18 protein-coding genes and 1 pseudogene are annotated in these 24,203 nt (G+C 63.9%); 10 read left to right on the top strand and 9 right to left on the bottom strand.

The window, feature by feature from the left end:
- Nucleotides 1-39: 39 nt before the first annotated feature.
- From B0E52_RS15620 to tkt, 7 genes and pseudogenes are all read right to left on the bottom strand, one after another.
- Nucleotides 40-2,346 carry a cbb3-type cytochrome c oxidase subunit I gene (locus tag B0E52_RS15620; RefSeq protein WP_077485313.1) on the bottom strand — a complete coding sequence of 769 codons (2,307 nt, stop codon included), beginning with the start codon at nucleotides 2,344-2,346 and terminating at the stop codon, nucleotides 40-42.
- Between the two features lie 333 nt (nucleotides 2,347-2,679).
- Nucleotides 2,680-3,908, bottom strand: a pseudogene (locus tag B0E52_RS15625) (IS256 family transposase).
- A gap of 295 nt (nucleotides 3,909-4,203) precedes the next feature.
- Nucleotides 4,204-5,748 carry a diguanylate cyclase gene (locus tag B0E52_RS15630; protein ID WP_168174206.1) on the bottom strand — a complete coding sequence of 515 codons (1,545 nt, stop codon included), beginning with the start codon at nucleotides 5,746-5,748 and terminating at the stop codon, nucleotides 4,204-4,206.
- 19 nt (nucleotides 5,749-5,767) lie between these two features.
- Complete coding sequence (locus B0E52_RS15635) at nucleotides 5,768-7,255, bottom strand: ATPase domain-containing protein (RefSeq protein WP_077485316.1); 1,488 nt, start codon at nucleotides 7,253-7,255, stop codon at nucleotides 5,768-5,770.
- Between the two features lies 1 nt (nucleotide 7,256).
- Nucleotides 7,257-7,676, bottom strand: a complete 420-nt coding sequence (locus tag B0E52_RS15640; protein WP_077485318.1) for a hypothetical protein — start codon at nucleotides 7,674-7,676, stop codon at nucleotides 7,257-7,259.
- Nucleotides 7,677-7,940: 264 nt separating this feature from the next.
- Nucleotides 7,941-8,759 carry a PRC-barrel domain-containing protein gene (locus B0E52_RS15645; protein WP_077485353.1) on the bottom strand — a complete coding sequence of 273 codons (819 nt, stop codon included), beginning with the start codon at nucleotides 8,757-8,759 and terminating at the stop codon, nucleotides 7,941-7,943.
- A 327-nt stretch (nucleotides 8,760-9,086) separates the two neighbouring features.
- A complete protein-coding gene (gene tkt / locus B0E52_RS15650) occupies nucleotides 9,087-11,147 on the bottom strand; it encodes a transketolase (RefSeq protein WP_077485319.1) in 2,061 nt (686 codons plus the stop codon).
- A gap of 717 nt (nucleotides 11,148-11,864) precedes the next feature.
- Between tkt and B0E52_RS15655 the strand changes: the two genes are divergently transcribed.
- The 5 genes from B0E52_RS15655 (at nucleotide 11,865) to B0E52_RS15670 (ending at nucleotide 16,597) form a co-directional block, all read left to right on the top strand.
- A complete protein-coding gene (locus B0E52_RS15655) occupies nucleotides 11,865-12,191 on the top strand; it encodes an RcnB family protein (protein ID WP_077485354.1) in 327 nt (108 codons plus the stop codon).
- Nucleotides 12,192-12,399: 208 nt separating this feature from the next.
- Nucleotides 12,400-12,621 carry a hypothetical protein gene (locus B0E52_RS18450; RefSeq protein WP_139351719.1) on the top strand — a complete coding sequence of 74 codons (222 nt, stop codon included), beginning with the start codon at nucleotides 12,400-12,402 and terminating at the stop codon, nucleotides 12,619-12,621.
- 140 nt (nucleotides 12,622-12,761) lie between these two features.
- Nucleotides 12,762-14,048, top strand: coding sequence for a divalent metal cation transporter (locus B0E52_RS15660; protein WP_077485321.1), 1,287 nt, complete (start codon nucleotides 12,762-12,764; stop codon nucleotides 14,046-14,048).
- 162 nt (nucleotides 14,049-14,210) lie between these two features.
- Entirely contained in the window at nucleotides 14,211-15,794 is a 1,584-nt protein-coding gene (locus tag B0E52_RS15665; protein WP_077485323.1) for a phospholipase D family protein, read from the top strand.
- 395 nt (nucleotides 15,795-16,189) lie between these two features.
- Nucleotides 16,190-16,597, top strand: a complete 408-nt coding sequence (locus tag B0E52_RS15670) for a hypothetical protein (protein WP_077485356.1) — start codon at nucleotides 16,190-16,192, stop codon at nucleotides 16,595-16,597.
- Between the two features lie 600 nt (nucleotides 16,598-17,197).
- Here B0E52_RS15670 and B0E52_RS15675 read toward each other — a convergent pair.
- On the bottom strand, nucleotides 17,198-17,356 hold the full coding sequence (locus B0E52_RS15675) for a DUF3309 family protein (RefSeq protein ID WP_077485324.1): 159 nt from the start codon (nucleotides 17,354-17,356) through the stop codon (nucleotides 17,198-17,200).
- Nucleotides 17,357-17,732: 376 nt separating this feature from the next.
- Here B0E52_RS15675 and B0E52_RS15680 point away from each other — a divergent pair, with 376 nt between their 5' ends.
- Nucleotides 17,733-19,016 (top strand): fatty acid desaturase, encoded by a 1,284-nt coding sequence (locus B0E52_RS15680; RefSeq protein ID WP_077485326.1) that lies wholly within the window; start codon nucleotides 17,733-17,735, stop codon nucleotides 19,014-19,016.
- Complete coding sequence (locus B0E52_RS15685; RefSeq protein WP_077485327.1) at nucleotides 19,009-20,310, top strand: sodium:proton antiporter; 1,302 nt, start codon at nucleotides 19,009-19,011, stop codon at nucleotides 20,308-20,310. Before B0E52_RS15680 ends, B0E52_RS15685 begins: the two co-directional genes overlap by 8 nt.
- 89 nt (nucleotides 20,311-20,399) lie before the next feature.
- Here the strand turns inward: B0E52_RS15685 and B0E52_RS15690 are convergent, their stop codons facing one another.
- Nucleotides 20,400-20,576 carry a CsbD family protein gene (locus B0E52_RS15690; RefSeq protein WP_077485357.1) on the bottom strand — a complete coding sequence of 59 codons (177 nt, stop codon included), beginning with the start codon at nucleotides 20,574-20,576 and terminating at the stop codon, nucleotides 20,400-20,402.
- 250 nt (nucleotides 20,577-20,826) lie between these two features.
- On the opposite strand from B0E52_RS15690, the gene B0E52_RS15695 reads away from it, so the two are divergent.
- The 3 genes from B0E52_RS15695 to B0E52_RS15705 all read left to right on the top strand — a co-directional run.
- The gene (locus B0E52_RS15695) at nucleotides 20,827-21,543 is read left to right on the top strand and encodes a Crp/Fnr family transcriptional regulator (protein WP_077485329.1); all 717 of its coding nucleotides are present in this window, start codon (nucleotides 20,827-20,829) and stop codon (nucleotides 21,541-21,543) included.
- 833 nt (nucleotides 21,544-22,376) lie between these two features.
- Nucleotides 22,377-22,676, top strand: coding sequence for a hypothetical protein (locus tag B0E52_RS15700; protein WP_077485330.1), 300 nt, complete (start codon nucleotides 22,377-22,379; stop codon nucleotides 22,674-22,676).
- The coding region (locus B0E52_RS15705) for a DEAD/DEAH box helicase (protein WP_077485332.1) at nucleotides 22,673-24,203 on the top strand (1,531 nt) is incomplete at its 3' end. The genes B0E52_RS15700 and B0E52_RS15705, both read left to right, overlap by 4 nt.

Here is a 24,203-nt window from a genome sequence, read left to right on the forward strand (position 1 = left end):
GATCAAACCTGTGCTGCTATAACGCTGGAGCGGCGCGTTTCAGTGGCCCACTGCAGTTTCCGCACGCATACCCAGATAGCCCTTGGTCGACGCGATTACCAGCGGAACCGCGCCGAAGATAATGAAGACCAGATCGCCAGGCAACCGCATCCATTCGATCACGTGCGAGCGCGGCATGCTCATGTACTCGACGCTGCGTGCATGCCAGTAACCATGCTGCACCACGTCCCAGAGCTGAAGCACACCGCTCGGAAACAGGCTCAGCACCAACATCATCGCGAGCCCAACATTGCTACCCCAGAACGCCACCCTGACATACTTCTCGATTCCAGGCCAACGCGCATCGCTGCTGGCCTGGCGCAGGCAGAACACCATCAGGGCAATGGCCAGCATGCCGAACACCCCCATCAGCGCGGCATGGCCATGGGTCGGTGTGACTTGGGTGCCCACCTCGTAATAGCTGACGATCGGCAGGTTGATGAAGAAGCCGAACATGCCGGCACCGACGAAGTTCCAGAAACCTACCGCCATCAGGAAGTAGAACGCCCACTTGTGCGGCACCGCGACTGCTTTGCCGCAAATCTCGCAATCGCCGCGGGTGGTCCGTACGAAATCCCAGGCATCCAACGTCAGCAAGGTCAGCGGAACGACCTCAAGAACCGAGAACAGGGCCGACAGCGCCATGTTGAAATTGGTGTGCCCGGTGAAATACCAATGGTGCCCGGTGCCAATCAGGCCGCCGAGGAAATACAGGATCGCGTCCAGGTAGATCACCCTCAACGCTACGTTGCGCTGGGTCAGGCCCAGTTGATAAAAGGTCAGCGCCACCACCGTGGTGGCGAAGAATTCAAAGAAACCCTCGACCCACAAATGGATGATCCAGAAACGCCAAGTATCGACCACCGTGTAATTCGTCTTGGCGCCGAAGAACAACGCCGGCACGTAGAACACCGGGATGGCGACGGCCGCGAACATGAACATTTTCGCCAGCGGTCGTGCCGCCGGATTGGCCACCGCGCGCGGACGCGCGAGCACCCAGAGGATGGCAAACCAGACCAGCAGGCCGACCACCAGCAGGTACTGCCAGATCCGGCCAAGCTCGAGGTACTCCCAGCCCTGGTCACCGAGCCAGAACCACCAGTTGCCCAGCTTCTGTTCGATGCCGGCCCAGACGCCGAGCAGGCTGCCGCCGATCACCACCACGAAGGCCGCAAACAACACGTGCACCCAACCGGCCAGCCAGCGCGGCTCGTCATCCGGCGCGCGCAGGGAGCGGCCAAGGAACAAGGCGGCAGCGACGTAGGCGGTGGCGATCCAGAAGATCGCAGTCTGCAAATGCCAAGTACGCAGGAGATTGCTGGGGAAGATGTTCTCCAGCTGGAAGCCATAGAAACTGCCCGGGTCCGCGCGGAAATGCGCCACGCCACCGCCGACCAGCGTCTGCATCAGAAATAGCAAGGCCACCACGACAAAGAACTTCACTAGCGCACGCTGACCCGGACTCGATTGTCCCGGCAGCAACTGCGGATGCACATGGTGACCGCGGCTGATCCATCCCAGGTAATCGAACTTGCCGAACGCCAGCAGCACGGTCGCGATGCCGGCCAGCAGCACCAGCAGGCTCAGCGCGCTCCACAGCAGCGCACTGCCGGTGGCGACATTGCCCACGCTGGGGTCGTAGGGAAAATTGTTGGTGTACGACGCATCCGTACCCGGCCGCGTCGCCACCGAAGCCCACGCAGCCCAGGTCACGAAAGCGGTGAACTGGTGCAGCTCGGTGGAATCGCTGATCAGATTCGGCTTGAGCCCGCCATTCCTGGTCGGATCCTTGAAGTAGTTCGCCCAGTAGCCGATCTGCTGCCGGTAGGCGACCGCCTCGGGCTCGATAAGGCGCAACACGCCGCTCTGCCCATCGTAACGGTTGGTTTTCAGGGTCACCGTCGTTTCCGCATGCACTGCTGCCCGTTGCTGCGCATCCAGCGCGCCCACGGGTTTGCCATACTGCTTGCCGGCCATGGCCTCGGCGGTGTCCTCACCGAGACGATGCAGCGCTTCGGCGGAATAGTCCGGTCCGAGATACGCGCCATGTCCCCAGATGCTGCCGTTGTCCATCAGGCCGTATTTGAGAAAGACCGCCTGACCGGCACGGATATCGTCGCCGCTGAACAGCAGTCTGCCCTGAGCGTCCACCACCTGCGAGGGGATCGGCGGCGCATTGCGGTAGGCTAGCGAGGTGATGGCCAGCAATCCGGCAAAGCCGATCATCATCACGATCGCCACCGTTCGCAACCACCACGGTGAAAGTTCGGAATCGTCTTCGGTCAAGGGTTGTGCTGCTTCATTCATCGCTCATCTCCAAGGCAAACCGAAACACCGGAAGCCGCGACATGCCGAAAACAAAACCATCAACCACGAGGCGTCCCATTTCAGTTCGCCCAATAAGGTGGGTACGAGAGCCCGACGATCCGTGCCGACTTCTGCAGTCGAACAAAGCCGGCGTCTGGTATACATCATTTTCTACAAGTGAGTCGACAAATTCCCTACCTGATTAGCGTCGATCCCCAGCCGAGATAATTGCTCGCGGCGCGCAGGATCGGCTCGGGGCAAGGCTTGCAGAGGGCGACGGCCCGCGCCAGGGCATCTGAGCGTGTGCAGAATTTTGTGTAAACGGGATTGGGTTTACAGCTGAGGCATGCGGTCCTCGAACTGGATGGTAAAGCGGTTGAGCGCGGCCTTCCAATCGCGGATGGGCAACGTCCACCGCTTGCTGATGTTGCGCAGGGCGAGATACAGCAGTTTCATCAGCGCCTCGTCGCTGGGGAACGCACCGCGGTGCTTGGTCAGCCTGCGCAGTCCGTAGTTGACCGACTCGATGGCGTTGGTGGTGTAGATCACCTTGCGGATCTCCGGCGGGTAGTCGAAGAACGGGACCAGCCGCGGCCAGTTGCGCCGCCATGACTGGCCGATCGGCGGATACTCCTCGTCCCACCGCGCCTCGAACTCGGCGAGCCGCAGTTCGGCCTCCTCGGCGGTGGCGCAGGTGTAGATGCGCTTGAGGTCGGCCGCCACCTCCGGTCGCCGCTTCCACGACACGCAGTTCAGACTGTGCCCCACCATGTGCACGATGCACAGTTGCACCGCGTCGTCTGCGGGAACACCGCCTCGATCGCTTCGGGAAAGCCCTTCAGGCCGTCGACGCAGGCGATGAAGATGTCCTGCACGCCGCGGTTGCGCAGCTCCGTCACCACCTGCATCCAGAACTTCGCGCCCTCGGTCTGGGCCAGCCACAAGCCCAGCACCTCCTTCTCGCCGGCCGTGGTGATGCCGATGGCCAGGTAGACCGCCTTCACCCGCACCGCGCCCTCGCGCACCTTCACATGGATACAGTCGAGGTAGACGATCGGGTACACCGGATCCAGCGGCCGGCTCTGCCAGGTCTTCACCTCGTCGACCACGGCATCGGTCACCGAGGAGATCAGGCTGGGCGATACCTCGGCGCCGTACATCTCTTCCAGGTGCGCCTGGATCTCGCGCACCGTCAGGCCGCGGGCGTACAGCGACAGGATCTTGTCGTCGAAGCCGGTCCAGCGGGTCTGGTGCTTGGGGACCAGCTTCGGCTCGAAGGTGCCGTCGCGGTCGCGGGGGATCTCGATGGGCAGTTCGCCGAACTCGCCCTTGAGCGTCTTGCGGCTGCGGCCGTTGCGGGTGTTGCCGGCGGCGTTGGCCACCGGCTCGTGCTTCTCGTGACCGAGGTGCTCGGTCATCTCTGCATCCAGGGCCTTCTCGACCAGCAGCTTGGTCAGCTGCTTGAGCAGGCCGTTCTCGCCGATCAGGTCTTCGGGTTTCTGGTAGTTGGCCAACAGACGGCTAAGCAGCTCGTCGGGTACATCGTGCTTGCGTGGGCTCATGGTGTCTCCGGGTCTGGCGGCAGTCTCCTGCCTGCGACCCGTTTACACAAAATCTAGGACACGCCCCTCTATGCAGTGCATCGTTCAGATCGCGTGTCAGCCGCGCCGACGTCTTGTCGAGCGGTTGCGCTGTCGTTTCCACTGCAAGCCACCTGCCCGAAAAAGCGTTCGATACGATGCGTCGACCACCTGCCCGCATAGGGTCGGAGCCGCTCCGCGCTAGCCCCGATAACCCGGCCTGATCAACCTTCTGTTGGGTTACACAAGATTCTGCACACGCTCCTGGACGATGCTCCTAACAGCCTGATAGAGGCAGAGTTACCACGAAATCGCTACCGCGACCTCGACCAGCGCTGTGCGCAACCACGCTGCCCCCATGTGCCCGCACCAGATCACGCACCACCGACAGGCCGACCCCAAGGCCACCGCTGGAATGCGGCAACGCGTCGGCGTCCTGTACAAACAGGTCGAATATCGTCGGCAGAGCCTCGGCAGAAATGCCGATACCGTTGTCGCGCACGGTGATCACGGCACAGGTATCCAGTAGCACCAGCTCAAGCGCGATCTCGCCTTTCTCGGGCGTGTACTTGCTGGCATTGTCCAGCAGGTTGCTGAAGATCTGCGCCAACCGCATCGGGTCGCCGAACATGCGGATCGGCTCCGGCCGTATACACATGCTGAAATGCTGCTGACGAAGCTCCATGCCAGGCCGGCATGACGCCGCCACCTGGTTGAGAATACTGCCCAGATCGATGTCGCTGCGCTCGATTCGCAGCGTGCTGGTACTCAGGCGCGAGGCGTCGAGCAGGTCGTCGATCAATCGGGTCATGCAGGTGACCTGGCCATTGATGATCACTTGAAGCCGCTCGACCGGAATTTCGCCGGTGCTGTTGCGGTTGATCAGCAGGCCGGCGGCGATGCGCAGCGGAGTCAGCGGATTGCGCAATTCATGCGCCACGATCGCCATGTGCTTCAACTGCTGGCGGTGCGCTTCGGTCGCATCCGCCGCGGATTCCTGTGCTTTCAATGCGGCCAGCACTAGTTGTGCGTTGGCCTCACGCAGATCCTGCAGCGATGGGGTTGGCTCCTGAGGCCATGCTCCCAAGTGGGGGTGGAAATCGCCGAACCCGGCGCGCTTGCGACGGTACATGGCAGCATCGGCGTGCTTGATGAGGGTAACCGAGTCTTCACCGTCATCCGGGTAGATGCTGATGCCCAGACTTGCCGAAAGCTTCAGTATCTCGCCCCCTACGCTGACAGGCGTCCTGAGCGCCATCAGCATCTCGGCGGCGATCCGCTCTGCATCGGCGGGCGCCGCGATCGCCGGCAGCAGCACCAGAAATTCGTCGCCACCATAGCGGCACACGGAATCCGATTCGCGCAGCACCGATTGCAGCGAACGCGCCACGATTTGCAGTACTTCGTCGCCAACCGCGTGCCCGAGGAGGTCATTGATGGGCTTGAAATGATCGAGATCGATAAACACCAGCGCCAGGCGCCGCCCGTCGCGTCGGGCCATGAGCAGGGCACGTTCCAGCCGATCCAGCATGAAGGCACGGTTGAGCGTCCCGGTCACGACATCGCGCTGGAAGGCCGCGGTCAAGGTAGCCAGGTCGGCAACGGCCATGGCTGCGATATCGTCAGCATGCAATGCCGCCAGCACCAGTTCCTGGTTGGCTTCCTGCAATTGGATGGCGTGGCTCTCACTGAGAGAGTGGCGCGCATGAGAAAGTTTCCGCCGCAGTTCCACCAGTTCGTGGCGCAGCCGGGCCGCCTTCTTTTCAAGCAATGCCAGCGCGTGTTTCGTGGCAGCCTCGGTCGGTTTTGCCTGGTCGGTCATGGCAGTGCTGGCGCGGCGCTCAACCATCGTCAGGGCCGCTTCGCTGCCGAGATCCAGGCTGGCTGCGCGTGGGGCTGCTACCCAGTAGGCCTTCGTAGTTGGTCAGCATCTGGTCGATCTTGATGCCGTCGTCGTCGATGTGGAACAAGCGCAATTCGGTCGAGTGCATGCTGGCGCGGACTTTGAGCACCGCCATCATGCGCTGCAATCGGCTCTCCACCTCGATGTAGCGCTGAACGACGATTGCGTCGGTCAGGAAAGCCGTGCCGTAGGGGCTGAAGCGCAGTTCGGTGTAGCGGTCCTCAAGCTCGGAGGTCATCAGCACGGTGACGCCGGTGCTGGCCAACGCGGACACCATTCGCGCCAGTGCTTCGCGGAAGTCCTCGCGGAAAGTGGGCGCCAACGAGAGTTCAAAGCCCGACAGCGAGTCGATCACCACACGACTGGCCTTGAGCCGCCGCACTTCGGCGGTGAGCACCATGGCGACCTCATCCACCGACAGGCCCGGTGCGCTGGTGTCGACCACGCCGATACGGCCGCTTTCGATCAATTCGGCTACTTGCTGGCCGCGCGACTGCGTGGCGCGCTGCTCGAAGGCGGCAATCACGCCGGTTTCGCCCCGGCGGCCACCTTCGACCAGGAATGCCGCCGCCAGGATGCTTTTGCCCGACCCGGACGGCCCGGCCACCAGCAACGAATAGCCACGCGGCAGGCCGCCACCCATCATCGCGTCGAGTCCGGGCACGCCCATCGACAGTCGTTCAGTGAACGGCGGATTTGAAAGATTCGCCGACACGTCGGCCACCGGTGGCGGCGCAAACACCTGCAGGCCCGCCATGCCGATGCGGAACGTATGCAAACCCGGCAGCGTGGACTGGCCGCGCATCTTCAGGATGTCGAGCTTGCGCACCATCGAATTGCGCTGAACGCTCTGGCGCAACCAGATCAGACCATCGGCCACGGTGAATATCGGACTGGGGTCGCTGTCGCTGAAGTACTCCCCGATGAGGAAGGTGGTCGCTTGCCAGCTGGTCATCAGCATGCCCAGTTGCTGCACGAACTGCTGCAGGCTGATGAATTCCGTGCCACCGCCCTGCCCGGCCAGGATCACCGAGCGGAACGAGTCGACAAACACCAGGGCAGGCCCGTGCGCTTCGACCTCGGCGACGATCCGCGCAAGTACCCGGGTCAGGTCACCGGTGGCGGTCTCTTCGGCAAGATTGACGAAGTGGATCGTGTGATTGACTTTGTCGTTGTCGAAAAAGTCGAACTGCTGCTGGTAGCGCAGCATCTTCAGCGGCGGCTCGCCCAGCACGGTGAAGTACAGCGCCGGACGTGCAGGCGTGGCCAGCGCAAACATCATCTGGTGTGCCAGCGTGGTCTTGCCGCAGCCGGGTGGCCCTGCGATGACATTGAACGAGAACTCCGGCAGGCCGCCGCCAAGCACCTCGTCCAGTCCGGGCACGCCGGTGCGCAGCCGGTTGATGGTGGCTTTGGCAGTGGTCATGTCATGTTTTCCTGCGCGGCATCACCGCTCGTGGGGTTTCCCATACGGGACGCAGCAGTCGTTCGGTGAGCGATGCGCCAATCAGTGTGATCAGTACTTTATGGAAGTTCTGCAGTAGCGCAGCATTCACCGCGATCGCTTCAATGCGGTCCTGTTGCGCCAGCACCGCCCCTAATGCCGACAAGCCATCGAGGGGCAACGCGTTCTCGTTGATGGCCTGCAGGCATGGGTGCGCGGTACGCGTCAGATAAATACTGCGCTTGATCAGCGCGTCGACACCGGACTGGCCGATGATCGGCGCCAATGCGTCGCCCACGTCATCCCAGATTGAGACGGCTATCTCCGCAATCCGTACGGCATCGGCGCTCTCGGTTGCGAGATGCGCAAACATCGGCTGGATCCCTTGCGCTTCAGCTTGCATCGGTGATCCGTGAGTGTCCGCAGGTACAGGCTTGCGCAGTCTACATCGCCCTTGTTGGCAACGATGGGCACCGGCAAACGACGTGAAATGGATTCTGGCCTCGCTTTGCGTACTCGCTCGGGGTCAAATGGCCAAGCGAACCGGAGGACCCATGCCGGTCGCCATCGCTCCGGCACGTGTCTCAGAAAACTTCTGCACACGCATCCTGACGGCGCCTGCCTCCCGATCAGCAGGCTGCGCAGCGCGCTGCAGCCTGTCGCGGAGCTATCGCTTGGATATCATGAACTCGGGTTCCTCGTGCTCCGCCCAATACCCGTTGCGCCCATAGTGCCTGTAGATGTCCATCTCCAGCATGCGGTCCAGTTCCACGGCCGAGTCGTACGGTGGTGCACCCTTCACCGCCTGACGGCGGAGATTGACGGCAACCGTGTTCTCCGCCCAGCTCACGTGCCGGATCCATTCCGGCGCGATCAGAACCAGGTGCCCGCTCCACCAGTGACTCGTCTCCACGACGATGTATCGGATGGCCCACGTGTCTTCTTCGACGAGCAGGCCTTGCACGTGACCGATGTCGCCGTCGGTCGCCTTGATGTGATAACCCAGTATCTCCTGGCAACTGCGCAGGTGTGGATCATTGTTATCCAGCGCGGATCCGGACCCTGTTCTGTCGCGCGGTTCGTCCCGGCCGCTACCTGGTCTGTCATGAGCCATCGTCCTCATCGAGGACGGGTGTGCGCCCATTCCCCATAGCCCGCTGCCACCCCAGTAATACGGGTAGCCGAAATAGCCGAGATGGTCCATTTCATGCTGCCGCGAAACGGGCTTGTCGGTATCGATGCCGGGGCTGTTCCGCACCTGTTCCTTGGTGATCGACACCGGCAGCACTTTGCCGGCCCAGTCGGGGCGATCGACCGCGATGGGCGAGATCAACACCTTCCGGTTCGAGAGCCAGTTGCCGGTGTCCACCACCAGATAACGGATCACCCATGCCCGGTCGTCGAAATAGAAATCCTTGACATGGCCAAGGTCGCCGTCCGTTGCACGGATGGCGTAGCTTTCCAGGTCGTTCATGCTGCGCAACATGTGTTTCTCCTGCGTGGCCAGCACCGACAGACGTCGGCGCCTTCAAGAAGGTGGAGCGTCCGGGCGACGGCGATGTTCCGGTGGAAAACCTCCCCGGCTTGGCAGCTGGCATGACAGGCCATGGAGACCCGGATCGAGTCGCGATTTCCGCCAGCGCGTTGGCCTGTCCTTCCAAGCCTCGTCCCAGAGTGACCTGCAGCCCCTCCCCCGGTCGGTGCGACAGCGCACGCAGGGCCGTGATGAAAGCCTTGCCGCGCACCAGCCAACTCTCCGGAAGCTTCGGCGAGGTGGCGGCACGCTCCCTTCCCGGATTCATCCTTCCCGGCTTCAGCGCAATGCGTTTCGGGCCAGCAACGCCTCGGCTCGCTTGCAGACGTTGTCGACGGTGAACCCGTATTCGCGCAGCAGAACGTCGGCCGGTGCGGAGGCGCCGAAGCGTTCCACGCCGAGCATATCGCCGTGCGCGCCGATGTAGCGTTCCCAGCCTTGCCGCACACCCAGCTCCACTGCCAGCCGCGCGCCGACGGATGGCGGCAGCACCGCGTCGCGCGCGGCCTGCGGCAGCGCCTCGAACAGCTCCCAGCTCGGCATCGACACGCAGCGCACGGCGATGCCCTGCGCCTGCAGGCGTTCCGACGCGGCCACGATCAGGCTCACCTCGGAACCGCTGGCGATCAGGATCAGGTTCGGCTTGCCGTCGGGCGCATCGCTTAGCACGTAGGCACCGTGGCGCAGGCCGTCCGCCGCCGCGCAGCGTGTGCGGTCGAGCGTGGGCAGCGCCTGCCGCGTCAGCACCAGCACCACCGGGTGATCGCGCGTTTCCACCGCCACCTTCCAGGCCACGGCGGTTTCATTGGCGTCGCAGGGCCGGATCACGATGAGCTTGGGAATCGCGCGCAGGTTCGCCAGCTGTTCCACCGGCTGGTGCGTGGGGCCGTCCTCGCCCAGCGCGATGCTGTCGTGGGTGAACACATTGACGACGTGCAGGCCCATCAATGCGGCCAGGCGCATCGGCGGGCGCATGTAGTCGGAGAAGATCAGGAAGGTCGCGGTGAACGGGATGAAGCCGCCGTGTGCGGCCAGGCCATTGGCGATGGCGCCCATCGCGTGCTCGCGCACGCCGAAATGCAGATTGCGCCCGGCACGGCTCCAGCCGCCGCCGCTGGAGCCTTGCTGATCTTCGCCTTGCGATGGCGGTGGGTTGAAATCGCCCTGCCCCTTCAACGCGGTCTTGGTGGATGGATCGAGATCGGCTGAGCCACCGCACAGCGCGGGCAGCGACGGTGCGATGGCATTCATCATCTTGCCCGAGGCATCGCGCGTGGCCAACCCCTTGGCATCAGCGGGAAACACAGGTGCCTTCGCGTCCCAGCCCGCAGGCAGCTCACCGCGCAGGCGGCCCTGCAGCTCGCGCGCCAGCTCGGGGAAGGCCTTGGCATAGGCGGCCATGCGCTCGTCCCAGGCCGCTTCGTCCTGCGCACCGCGCTGCAACGCCTCGCGGAAATGGGCGAGTGCCGCATCGGGAATCAGGAAAGCCGGCTCGGGGGGCCAGCCAAGCTTCTGCTTGGTCGCGCGCACGTCGTCCACGCCAAGCGGCGAGCCATGTGCCTTGAAGCTGTCCTGCTCGGGCGAGCCGTAACCGAGATGCGTGCGCACCAGGACCAGCGAAGGCCGTGCTGTTTCCGCGCGAGCGGCCTTCAGGGCGGCGTCGATCGCGGCGAGGTCGTTGCCGTCCCTCACCATTATCGTGTGCCAGCCATAGGCTTCGAAGCGCCCGGCGCGGTCCTCGGAGAAGGTGATGTCGGTGCCGGCGGACAGGGTCACGTAGTTGTCGTCGTACAGGCAGGTGAGCTTGCCCAGTTGCAGGTGCCCGGCCAGCGAGGCAGCTTCGGAGGCCACGCCTTCCATCAGGTCGCCGTCGCTGACGAGAGCGTAGGTGTAGTGGTCGATCACCGCATGGCCGGGCCGGTTGTAGCGCGCCGCCAGTTGGGCCTCGCCCATCGCCATGCCGGCCGCGTTGGCCATGCCCTGCCCCAGCGGCCCGGTGGTGGTTTCCACGCCCGGTGTGTGGCCGCGCTCGGGATGCCCGGGCGCCTTGCTGCCCCATTGGCGGAACTGCTTGATGTCGTCCAGCGAAAGCGCGTAGCCGGTCAGGTGCAGCAGGCTGTAGAGCAGCGCCGAGCCATGGCCGGCCGAAAGCACGAAGCGGTCGCGGTCGATCCAGTCCGGGTTATGCGGGTTGTATTTCAGCCAGCGCGTCCACAGCGCGTACGCCATCGGCGCCGCGTCCAGCGGCAGGCCCGGATGACCGCTGTCGGCCTTCTGCACCATGTCCACAGACAGGAAGCGGATGGTATTGACGCATTGTTGGTCGAGTTCATCGGACATGGCTTGCTTCCTGGTGGAGGGGGCGCGGCCGCGCGGGCAGCGTGCTGCGCTTCCTTGGAGATCGCCTGCAAGATGCGCCTGGCTGTGGAAGATCCCGGCCCAGATCGATGTTCCCGACACCGGGCAGCCGTGCGACAAACATGCCACTGGCGGAAGCCGCCTTGATGCCGCCGGTCGGCGCGTGATCGGCCATGCCCGTCGACCTTCCCGCAGGCCTGCCCGCGGCCCTGTGCTGCGGCGGAGGCAGCGCGACGGGCCGCTGCCTTGGTGGCGGACCAGTCGACTCGATGAAGACTTGCGTCCGTGGTGCCGTCACCCCGATGTTGCAGGATGGGTGCGCAAACACGGCCAAGAGCCTAAGTACCGCGCAATCCCGCGCAAGGCGGTTCCGAACTCGGCGGCCCAAACTGCACCGCGCACACTCTGGTCGTCTGTGCGCGACCGAACGGATCATCCGCGGATTTTCTGCGTAAATGGCCGTGGCCCGATACTCGACCCGCTCAAACCAACCGCGGCGATCGGGTCGAAAACAACGGCGGCAAATCGATGCCGTGCCGCCATCTTGCCCAGGTGCATCAGGTCGATGCAATGCAATAACCGTCTTGCAGTTGCCGTGCCTTCGAAACGATCTGCCGCTGGACAGCACGTACGCAGACATATGCCACTGTCACCGTTTGCGGCATTCCCGCAAACATGGCATTCACGAAGGAGTACGTCATGAAAACGAAATTGGCCATGGCCATTTGCGCGCCCCTGTTGATGACCAATGTGGCAATGGCATCCCAATCCCATGACCACGACAACAACGGCCATCGCCAGAACAGTTCGGTCATGCATGGCCGGGGCACGCACGAGGGCTGGTACAGGAAAGGCGGGGTCATGCCCAATGACTATCGCAACAACCGCTATGTCGTATCGGACTGGCGTTCCGAGCACCTGCGCGAGCCGCCGCATGGATACCATTGGGTGCGCAGCGACAATGGCGATTTCCTGCTCGTTGTCGTGACCACCGGCGTGATCAGCAGCATTCTCCTGAGTCATTGATCCACCATAGGTGGCGAGCTATCACATGAAAAAGGCGACCCCGTGCATGCCTTGGATCGCCCAATCTTTCTGCAAGAGACATTTGGATACCAAGATCATGCCGGTCATTCAGTGTTGGCCGGTGAGAGAAATCGAACCTCGTGAATGGGCCTGCGCACACGCATAATGCCGGCCACAGCAGTGTCATGCTCCACCAGAGGAGTGCTTCTTGAAGTCCATGATTTTGCACGATGGCGGTGTACGCGCCGTCATCTCCGGATCCGACTTGCAATCCCGCGCAGCCACGAACGATCCATCCCGGCCTTGCGAGAAAACCATAAGCCTGACCGTCGAAGCGCTCGCCTCATGGAGCCTTTCCCAGGCGGCGGGCAGCTTTGTTGACGAAGGCGGAACATGGCGGCATCAGACGCCCCCGGCGGCGAAGGCATGATGGCAGGCCGGGCTTTCGGCAAATCCGCCGAAGACCAACACCGAGCGCTGGCGTAAGAGCGGAGGCACCCGGAGCCTGCCGATGATCCCCAAACGGGCTGCGGGGAGCTATTGAACAGGCTCCTATCGAAAGCAAAGGCCATGGTCGAACAGTCACCCGCAGGGGAAGGCAAGTCGGCCGTGCCGCTGTGGCGCCGCTTCAGCGCGGGCCTGATCACCGGGGCCGCCGACGACGACCCCAGCGGCATCGCCACGTATTCGCAGCTCGGCGCCGCGTTCGGCTACGGCACGCTATGGTGCATCTTGCTGACCATGCCGCTGATGATCGCGATTCAAGGCGTCAGCGCCGGCATCGGCCGGGTCACCGGTCGGGGTCTGATGGACGGCATCCGCAAGTACTACCCCCGCCCGCTGGGTTATGCGCTGGTGGTCTCGCTCGTGGTGGCGAACGTGATCAACCTGGCGGCGGATATCGGCGCCATGGGCGCGGCGCTGAAGCTGCTGATCGGCGGCCCGACCCTGCTTTACACGCTGTGCTTTGCCGTGGTGTCGCTGGGGCTGCAGCTGTTCATGCCGTTCTCGCGCTACTCGCCGATCCTGAAAGTGCTCACGTTGAGCCTGTTCGCCTACGTGGGCACGGTGATGGTGATCCACGTGCCGTGGACAGCGGTGTTCAGGAGCATCGTGATGCCGCCGATCACCTGGAACGCCAAGTACGCAGTCGGCGTGGTGGCCCTGCTCGGCACCACGATCAGCCCTTATCTCTTTTGCTGGCAGGCGTCGCAGGAGGTGGAGGAGATGGGCGTTGGCAGTGGCCGCAAGGCACTGAAGCACACGCCTTGGCAGGGCACCGGCGCGCTGCGCCGGATCGGCGTGGATACCACGGTGGGCATGCTGTTCTCGAACCTGATCGCGTTCTTCATCATCCTCACCGCCGCGGTGGTGCTGCACGCGCATGGCAAGACCGACATCACTTCCTCCGCCGAGGCGGCCGAGGCGCTGCGGCCGTTGGCGGGCAAGCTGGCGTTCGCGCTGTTCGCGGCGGGCATCATCGGCACCGGCTTGCTGGCGGTGCCGGTGCTGGCCGGCGCCACCGCCTACGCAGCCGCCGGCGCGTTCGGCCAGCGCTCCGGGCTGGAGCACAAGTTGCACCAAGCGAAATTCTTCTACGCCGTACTGGTGGTGGCCAGCCTCGCCGGCATGGCGCTCAATCTCACGTCGATCGATCCAGTGAAGGCGCTTTACTGGAGTGCGGTGATCAACGGCGTGGTAGCAGCGCCACTGATGGTCGTGATGATGCTGATGGGCTCGCGGCGCAAGGTGATGGGCACGTTCACCATGCACTGGACACTGAAACTGTTCGGCTGGCTCGCCACCGCGGTGATGGCGGCCGCGGCGGCGGTGATGTTCGTCACCTGGGGCAAGTGAGCAGCATCCGCTGTCGCGCCATATTGACGGCACGCAGCGCACAGTCGGGGAGTCCGGGTGGGATTCCACCACCGGACCGGCGTCCTGATCCGGGCGCTCCAGTGGCATGGACGCGGAACGAGGCAAGGCGCCTGGATTCCGTTTCGCGTCGGCGGCAACCCCATGAACGTCTGGCTGCGACGTACGAACGCTTGCGCGGCGCTGGCGCTGCTCGGGCTGGCGCTCGGCGGCTGCTCGGCATTGCGCACCGATTTCGTGAAGCGTCCGTCGCATGCCTTGCCGCCGACCACCAGCACGCCCAGCGCGCGCTACGTGCATGCCGCGGCGGACCAGCATCCGCAGCAGTCCGGCTTCCGCCTGATGACCGACGGCACCAATGCGCTGATGAGCCGCGTGGCGCTGATCGACGAGGCCAAGCACGCGGTCGATCTGCAGTACTACATCTTCAAGAACGACGCGACCGGCCGGCTGGTGGCGCAGCACCTGCTGGCCGCGGCGGATCGCGGCGTGCGCGTGCGCCTGCTGATCGACGACATCAACGTGAGCCACGAGGTCGGCATGCTCGATGCGCTGAACGCGAGCCCGAACTTCAAGGTGCGCCTGTTCAACCCCTTCCACACGCGCAAGCCCTCGCTGCTGTCCAAGACCGTGCAGCTGCTGTTCTCGCCGAGCCGGCTCAACCACCGCATGCACAACAAGTCGTTCATCGTGGACAACAACGTGGCGATCGTCGGTGGCCGCAACATCGGCGACGACTATTTCAGCGTCGACCGCACCACCGACTTCCGCGACCTCGACCTGATCGCGATCGGGCCGGTGGTGAAGGAAGCCTCGCGCGCGTTCGACGAATACTGGAACTGCCCCGCCGCCTACCCAGTCACGGCGTTCCGCGGCAAGCGTGCCAACCACTACGACCTGGCGCAACTGCGTGCCAACCTCGGGCGCGACGCACGCCACTTCGCGCAAACGGATTACGCGCAGGCGGCGGCGCAGGATTATCCCGACGGCCCTTCGGGCGACCGCCATGGTGCGTGGTTCTGGGGGCCGGCGAGGCTGGTCGCCGACCAGCCGGCCAAGATCGAACCACATCAGGACAACCCGGCGCTGCGCATCGCCCCCCAGATCCGGGCGATGACCGACCGGGCGCAACACGAACTGCTGCTGGTCTCGCCGTACTTCGTGCCCAGCAAGCAGGACGTGCGTTATCTCGTCGGCCTGGTAGCACGCGGCGTGACGGTAAAGGTACTCACCAATTCGCTCGCCTCCACCGACGAGCCGGCCGTGCATGCAGGCTATTCACGGCATCGGCGCGCACTGCTGGAAGGCGGCGTGCAGCTGTGGGAACTGCGTCCCGCCGTCGGCGCGCCGCAACCGGCAACCGCCAAGGGCACCTCGTCCGGCGTCAGCCTGCATGCCAAGGCGATCGTGGTGGACCGGCAACAAACCTTCATCGGTTCGATGAACATGGACCAGCGCTCGAAGCTGCTGAACACCGAGATGGGCATCATCGTCGACAGCCCGGCATTGGCGGCCGCGGTGAAGCAGTTCTTCGACAACGCCACCCGGCCGGCGAACGCCTATCGGGTGATCCTGGTCGCGAGAGGCCTGCCGCACGCCGGCCGGATGCGATGGCTGGCGAGCGACGACGGCAAGCCGGTAAGTTACGACCGCGATCCCGGCGTCAGCATGATGCGTCGGCTGGAAGTATGGGCGCTCCGGCTGTTGCCGATCGAGGGCATGCTCTGAGAAGAGAAGGCTGACGAGAACGAATCGGGGGACCAGGCAGGCTCCGCCGCACTATCCACAATCGGTTCGCCCGCCCCGCCACATCGCGTATCTGCCCCCGCAAATGTTGTGTGTCGCATCGTACATACAGCCGGCACGGGATATTCGATGATGCCTGTGTGCACTCGCTGCTCTCGGCGCGACTTCGCGACAATCTCCAAAGCTCGGGCGGTTCGCCCGGGACAGGCACCTCCAGTGACCGGAATGCCACAAAAGTGGCCCGGTTCAGACATCCACCCAACGCCCCCTGTCACCACTTCCGTGCGCATGGGCGTGGCAAGTGACAACGCAGACAAAGGACACATCTCATGAAACGCCATCTTCTCGCATTGAATTCGGTTTTGATCGTCACGGCCATGGCCGTTCATCCAGGTCTGGCGCGCGCCCAACATTCCGCCGACCTGGACTGCACGATGCAGTTCTCTCTTTCAACCTGGTCGCTTGTCTACAAGCAGTCGGAGGGACGCGGCTTCGTCACCTGCCGGGATGGCCAGTCCATGCACGTCAAGATTGTCGCCAGGGGCGGTGGCCTGACGGTTGGCAAGTCCCGTATCGACGACGGAACGGGCCGTTTCACCGACGTGCATTCGATATCGGAGATTCTCGGCCACTACGGTGACGCCGAAGCTCATGCGGGAGCCGGCAACGCAAGCGAGGCGCAGGTGCTCACCAAGGGAGATGTTTCCCTTGCGCTGTCCGGCACCGGTAAAGGCATCGATCTTGGCGTCGACGTCGGAGAGGTCACGCTCTCGCGGACAAAGTGACGGAACTGCGGCGGCTCTGGTGGCATGCAGGAATGGCCACGGCAGCGTCGCCCATGTCCAGGGTTTGATGCCCGGGGGCAGACGCGGCAATCGACAACCAGTGACCATCTGCTACTTCCGGCATTCGGTTCGCATGCTTCGCAGTGTCCGTCTTTCTACATCCGTGCGGATTATCGGGAAAAGCCATGACTACAACCTGCAACGGCGACAGCCGTCTCGAACGGGACTTCGACATTCTTCTGCAACACAATGAACAACTCATGCAGGAAAACGAGTCGCTGCGAGCCGAACTTAGACGCCTCTCCGCTGGAGGCGTGCCGATTCGATCGGTCGAGCGCTCGTTGGCGCCGGCTTATGGGACTGCCGATCCCGCCCTGTTGCGCTCCTCCCGCGACAGCGGCCAGCGACCAGCGCGGTAGTCCCTCGGCAACCGGCTGCAAGGATTCCTGCTGTCACCTCTCAGCCCCCCATGCTGGCACGCGCATATGGCGTACGGAGCAGTCGATGATCGATACCGTCCTTTCGTTGCCTGTGCGCGTGCTTCGTGCATGCAGTTCCGGCGGACATGGCCGGTGAAGCCGAGTCCCGGGCCCGTAGACGCTAGATTCGCCCCATCAAGATCAATACGACGACGATAAGCACGATGAGACCCAGGCCACCGGTTGGACCGTAGCCCCATTGCCGGTTGTACGACCAACGTGGGATCGCGCCGATCAGCAGCAGGACGAGTACCACCAGAATAATGGTGCCAATGGTCATTTCGATTCTCCTTGGGATCGGTGAAGCAAGCACTGCACCTCGGAAACCTCGACCTCGGATGGCAGGATTCTTCATGCGTGCCTTGCCGCAAATCACATTATCCAAGTGGTGGATCGATATCTGTTCGATAACGAACGTCGGGGCTTCCGGAGAAGCCTTGACAATGGGCACCATGGACTGTGTGCGGTCGGGTACAGACGGCGTACACCACCCGCTGCATCATGACCTTGCGCCAGTGCATCGGGATGAAAGCATCGGTCGCCCCGTGCGCTTGAAGACCAGGAGCTTTTCGCGGCCCGATGCACCATCGGCTGCTCCGCCTCGTCCGCCCTGTGGTGGCGCAGCAGAAGACACACCGACCCCATAAGAAAGCCTCATGTTCGACGACCTGCTAGACACGGCTTCGTACGGTCTGCTCCACGCAGGGCCGACGACAGTGCTGCTTTATCTGCTGGTGACGACGCAGCTCACCATATTCACCGTGACCCTGTATCTGCATCGCAGCCAAACACACCGCTCGGTCGATTTCCATCCCGCGCTCGCGCATTTCTTCCGTTTCTGGAGCTGGTTGACCACCGCGGTGGTCACCCGCGAATGGGTTGCCGTGCATCGGAAGCACCATGCGCACGCCGATACCGCGCAAGACCCGCACAGCCCTTACATCGTCGGCATCCGCCGGTTGCTGTGGGAAGGCAGCGAGCTTTATACCGCGGCACGCCACGACGGAAAGCTGCTGGCCAAGTACGGCCGTGGCACGCCAGATGACTGGATCGAACGCCACGTGTACACGCCTCACTGCAATTGGGGTCCGACGCTGCTGGCGTTCATCAGCGTGGCTCTGTTCGGCGTCGGCGGCATGGCGATATGGGCAGTCCAGATGATGTGGATTCCCTTCTGGGCCGCCGGCGTGGTCAATGGCATCGGCCATTGGTGGGGTTATCGCAATTTCGAGACTGCGGACAAGTCCACCAACGTCGTGCCGCTGGGCATCTGGGTCGGTGGCGAGGAGCTGCACAACAACCATCACGCCTTTCCCGGTTCGGCGAAGTTCTCGGTACGCCGCTTCGAATTCGATCTGGGATGGTTCGTCATCCAGGCCCTTTCCAGACTCGGGCTCGCGGAGGTCAAGCGCATCGCCGTCGTCGAACAGGCAAACATGACGAACCACCTGGCCATTCGCAAGGCACAACCGGTGACATTGGCGCCACGGGTGAAAGTCATGACGGAATTCTTCCGCAAGGTCACCTTGCCGGTCGTGCGCGAGGAAGTCCGGTACAGGGATCGCCACACACCGTCACTTTCGATACGACTGCGCCATGCGCTGGCCGACGGCGGCCGCTGGCTGTCGACGGACGAGCGGAGGCGCCTTGATGCGTGGATCGATGCCCGGCCGCGCCTGCGCACCATCTGCCGGTTCCGAACACAGCTTGCCGCGTTGATGGAAAGCCGCTGTGCGGACCATGTGGCGGAGTCGATGATGCAATGGGTGCGTGCGGCCGGAGCCAGCGGCATCGACGCGCTGCAGGGGTTCGCCCTCTCCATGGGCGCCAACATGGCCGTGCCAGGTTCTCAAGCCGGAGCTGCCGACATCGTTTTCCCGTCCATCCATCGCCCGACGGGCGACGCGGCCGTCCGCCAACGGCGGGATCCGCATGTCTGACCCGTTGTGGTCGCTCCTGCTCGGCGTGTTGCTCATTGCCATGGTGCTGACCGGGTCGCTGCTCGCCCGCATCCTGCTCAGCAGCGCGATGGTTTATCTCGTCATCGGCTACGCCATGGGGCCTGCCTGGCTTGGCCTGATAGCACCCGATCCACGCAGCAACCCGGACCTGCTGGGGCGGATTGCCGAGATGGCGCTACTCATCTCGCTGTTTACTGTCGGTCTGAGGATGGAGGTGCCGTTGCTCGACCGACGCTGGATACTGTCGTTGCGACTGGCCTTCGTCTCCATGACGATCACGGTCGGGCTCATCGCTGCGGCGGGGGTCTGGGGACTGGGGCTCTCGTTGGGTGGCGCGGTGTTGCTAGGTGGCATCCTGGCACCTACCGATCCCGTGCTTGCCTCGGGGGTCAAAACGGAGCGCGGAACAAATCCCGATGGCCTCCGCTTCAGCCTTGCCGGCGAGGGTGCATTGAACGACGGCACCGCCTTCCCTTTCGTGCTGCTTGGCCTCGGCTTGTTGGGCCTGCATGCCCTCGGTGCGTACGGATGGCACTGGTGGGCGATAGACGTGTTGTGGGCCACCGTGGGCGGGCTCGGCATTGGTGCGCTGCTGAGCGCCGCGATCGGCAAGCTGCTCGTGCACCTGCGCACGCGCCATGGACAGGCGACCGGGCTCGACGAGTTCGTGTCGCTGGGTATCGTCGCGGTGACCTATGGCGTGGCGCAGCTTTGCCACGCATCGGGGTTTCTGGCCGTATTCGCCGCAGGCCTGGCGCTGCAACGGGTGAAGGAACATCCGCAGGCCGGGGCGACGTCGCTCGGTACGGTCCCTCCGTTCCACCGGCATGCCTACGGTGCGTCCCACCACGCGAGCGCGACGATGACGCATGCCGTGCGCGGCTTCAACGCCCAGCTGGAAAAGCTCGCCGAACTGACCATGGTGCTGCTCGTCGGCGCGATGCTCCCCTACATGACCCCGTGGCGCGACCTGTGGTGGTTCATCCCGCTGCTGTTCATGGTGATACGGCCGGCAGCCGTGTTCGCCGGCACCCTCGGGAGATCCGCAGGCCTGCCCCAACGCGCCATGATCGGCTGGTTCGGCATTCGCGGGATCGGCTCCGTGTTCTATCTGTTGTTCGCGATCCGGCATGGGGTGAACGGTCCGCTCGCACAGAAACTGGTCACGCTCACCTTGGTCTGCGTGGCAGTCTCCATCCTGGTGCACGGTGCGTCGATGCGGCCGTTGATGCGCTGGTATATGAGACCCTTGGGCGATGATGCCGGGACATAAGCGAAAGCCCCTGGGGTCCGTCCCGGGGGCTTCCGTTTGTTACAGCGGACTCATGGGCGGCGGAGACATGGCCTGCCGCCGGCCATGGCTCACGTGTGCTTCTTGTAGTCGTCGCGGCTCTTGCCCACTTCCTTCTGGAACTTGCCAACCTGTTTCTCGGCTTGGCCGGAAGCCTCTTTCACCGGATTGCCGGTGACTTTTCCTGCGGCCTCCTTCACTGCACCCTTGATTTCGTGCTTGGTACCTTCGATGCGATTCTTGTCCATGATCATCTCCCATCGCGGGATTGCGACCTCAATGACATGACTAACCTACGCGCATAACAGCCCCGTCTCTGTACGACGGCACACATACGTCGGCGCCGATATGATGTCCGGCGTGCTTCCGTACTGAGCGCGAGACTCCGGGGTAGCCCGCGTCAACAGCGTCGCCTCTTCCGGTGGCATACTTGGCCGTACCAATAGTTGCGTCGCCAAGGGACGCCGAAATTCACTTCCGGAACGATAGAGGAAAGCCATGGTTGAAGCTTCCGATCCGCGACGGAATCGACTTCTCGCCGCTCTGCCCCAAGCCGAATGGGGACGCTGGTTGCCGCACCTCGAGCCCGTGAACATGCCACTCGGCAAGGTGCTCTACGAGTCCGGCAGTCGTTTGAGCCACGTGTACTTTCCAACGACCTCGATCGTCTCGCTGTTGTACGTGATGGAAGACGGCGCCTCCGCCGAGATCGCGGTCGTCGGCAACGAAGGCATCGTCGGCATCTCGCTGTTCATGGGCGGCGAGTCGACGCCAAGCCGCGCACTGGTACAGAGCGCTGGCCAGGGATTCCGCCTCAAGTCGGACCTGATGCTGCAGGAATTTAATCGTGCCGGCCCCGTCCTCCACTTGCTGCTGCGCTACACGCAAGCCCTGATCACTCAGATGTCCCAGACGGCGGTATGCAACCGCCATCACTCGTTGGATCAGCAACTCTGCCGGTGGCTGCTGCTGAGCCTGGATCGGCTGAATTCCGAAGAGTTGGCGATGACACAAGAACTGATCGCCAACATGCTTGGCGTGCGCCGCGAGGGCGTCACTGAAGCCGCCGGCAACCTGCAGCAAGCCGGGTTGATCCGCTACCAGCGCGGCCACATCACGGTCATTGATCGCGCCGGACTCGAGCAGCGCACTTGCGAATGCTATGCCGTGGTCAAGAAAGAGTACGACCGCCTGCTTCCACAACCGCCACCGTGACTAACCATAGTCAACCGCTTGATTAGCCGAAAATCCGTACTCAGGTTACCCCCGATAACGGTCGCTAATCACCGACAGCCATAGGATCGTGACTCAACGCCAGCTTCGAGACGCATTCGGGTGCACGCCGAATGCACGAAAACGCATGTGTGTTGAAAAGGCATGTCGATGCACAACGACGCATCTCTCCATCGCCGCGCGGGTCGAGAAAAAAGCAGGCGAACGCATGCAAACGCAGAAGAGTGCACATCGCGGCGGAAAATGCAGGACATGGCACGGAGAAGCACATCGATGCACATCGTGTAGAACCGCGTGCGCGGGAAACGCAGGAGAATGCAGATGGATGCACACGGAAGCACGGCGGTGCACGAAAGCGCAGAACGGCAAATTTCATGGTCCCGCGCCGCCACCGGGAGTCATTTTCCGGCGTGGATCGCACGCACCGGCCCGCAACAGCCGATTCGTCGTGGGCCGCTGACTGCCGGCGACGCGCCCTTCCCATGTATCCAGGAAGGGGCTATCGCGTGCACGGAGCGCCGCCGCCGACAACGTCGGGTTCCGCGCATGCGGCGCCGCGAGCTCACGCGATCACGGGTAGCGCTATGGCATCCAAGCGGCCATCAACGCAACGGTGGGGAAGGCGCCAGTACATAGGCGCCCAAGTACCCTGCGCGCGTCTACTTGGGCGCCTATCTATGTAGATAATAGGCGCCCAAGTAGAGACACAAAGCCCGCGATGTCACCCGAGATAGGGGGATCGGGTAGAGGTCTTGCGCGTACGACGGATAGTGGTATCGAAGGGGTGAAGTCACCCAAAGGACAAGGAGTCCGCCATGACCACCACCGTCGTCAATCCGTTCCCCGGCGTCTACAAGGCTGCGTATCTCGAAGAGCTGGGCGTCACGGTCGAGGAGTTCGCGCGCGACCCGGAGGCGGCCCTGAACCGCGCCGGCCAGTACGACGCGTGCGCTCTGATGCAGGCGGGTTTGCGCCCGCTGATGCCGGCACAGGTCAGGCTTCGCCAGGCGATGGAGAAGCAGTGGGCCGCGGAGGGCACCCCGGCGGACCGCGTACCGCTGCCTCGCCCGATCCTGGCCAAGCACCGCCACGCGCAGGCGATCCTCGTCGCATGAGCAACCTCAGCGGTCGTACGGTAAACGGGATCAAGCAATGGCTCACCACGCTGGCGTCCGGCAAGCCCGGATTCCAGCGGCGGCGAGAGCAGGACCGCGCCATCTACGCGATCGCGCGGGCACTGGAACCGGAGGACGAGGACGCCGTACGGCTGATCGCCCTCGAAGGTCCTACGGGGATCGGCAAGAGCATCGCCTACCTCATCGCCGGTCTCGTTGCGGCTCAGCATCACGGCAGGACGCTCATCGTCAGTACGGCCACCGTCGCGCTCCAACAGCAGCTCGCGAACGACCTCACCGCGATCGCCAGTCTCGGCGCGACTCCCGTCCGTACGGCGATCGTCAAAGGACGCGGCCGGTACCTCTGCGACCGCAACCTCGCCTCGTTGTCCGGCGAGGACCCGGACCAGCTCGGCCTCGACCTCGGCGGCGACTCCACCGTCGGCGGGCAGTGGCCCTTCAAGCCGACAGCAGAGGAGCGAGAAGCGGTAGGAGCACCGTGGGCTTCGCGGAAGGACCGCGAGTGGGACGGCGACCTCGACACCTGGCAGCGCCCCCTCTCCGTCCGGCTGCGACCGTTGCTCACCACGACGTCGAAGGGCTGCGCCGGCGCCGGCGCCGGCTGTCCGTTCGCGACCGGCTGCGGCCTCCTACGCGCTCGCCGGTCCATCCGCGACAGCGACGTCGTCGTCGTGAACCACGCGATGCTGCTGGCCGACCAGCGGGAGGGTGGTGGCGGTGCCATCCTTCCTCCCCTGGACGAGTCGATTCTTGTCGTGGACGAGGCGCACCACCTGCCCGACGTGGCGGTGGAGGCGCAGGCGGACGGTGTCGTCATAGGCGGACACGCCAAGCGGTTGAAGGCGACGATGGAGGTCATCCAGCGTGCCGGCGGCGTACGGGCGAAGGTGCTGGGTGCGTCGGCCCTCGACCGGCTGACCGAAGCGGAGCGCGACGTCGCGTCCGTCTTGGACGCACTGGGCCGCGTGATCACTCCCCTCCTCCCGGCGAGCGAGGCCAGCGTCGCGGCGGGACGCCGGTACGGGCGCGTCTTCGGCGCAGCGACCTCAGCGCGCCTCCACGCGCATTCCTTGGACGGGCTGCGCTCGGATCTTGAGCTGGGCGCCTCCCGCGCGAAGGTGCTGCTGGACCAGGTGGAGCGAGAGAAGGAGAAGCTGACGAAGGAGCCGCCGGCGGGGGCGGGGTCTGGGATGGTGGCGCGCATCGTACGCGAGCTGGGCGACGCATCGGCCTGGCTGCAGTCCTGCCATGACACCCTTGCTCTGCTTTCCTTTGACGACGACAAGGCTGACGCACCGGTGGCGCGCTGGCTCACCCGCGACCCGCAGGGCGTCGTGGAGGTCCACGCGTCCCCGGTGGACGCATCGGCGTGGCTCGCGAACGTCGTGTGGCGGAAGGCCTTCGGCGCGGTCGCGGTCTCCGCCACTCTCCGTGCGATGGGCGACTTCCGTCACTTCGCCGAGCGGTCAGGTCTACGGCGTATCCGCGAGACGGCGTACGTCGCCC

This window comes from Rhodanobacter sp. C06 (genome assembly GCF_002001105.1).
In the GTDB taxonomy this organism is placed as follows: domain Bacteria; phylum Pseudomonadota; class Gammaproteobacteria; order Xanthomonadales; family Rhodanobacteraceae; genus Rhodanobacter_A.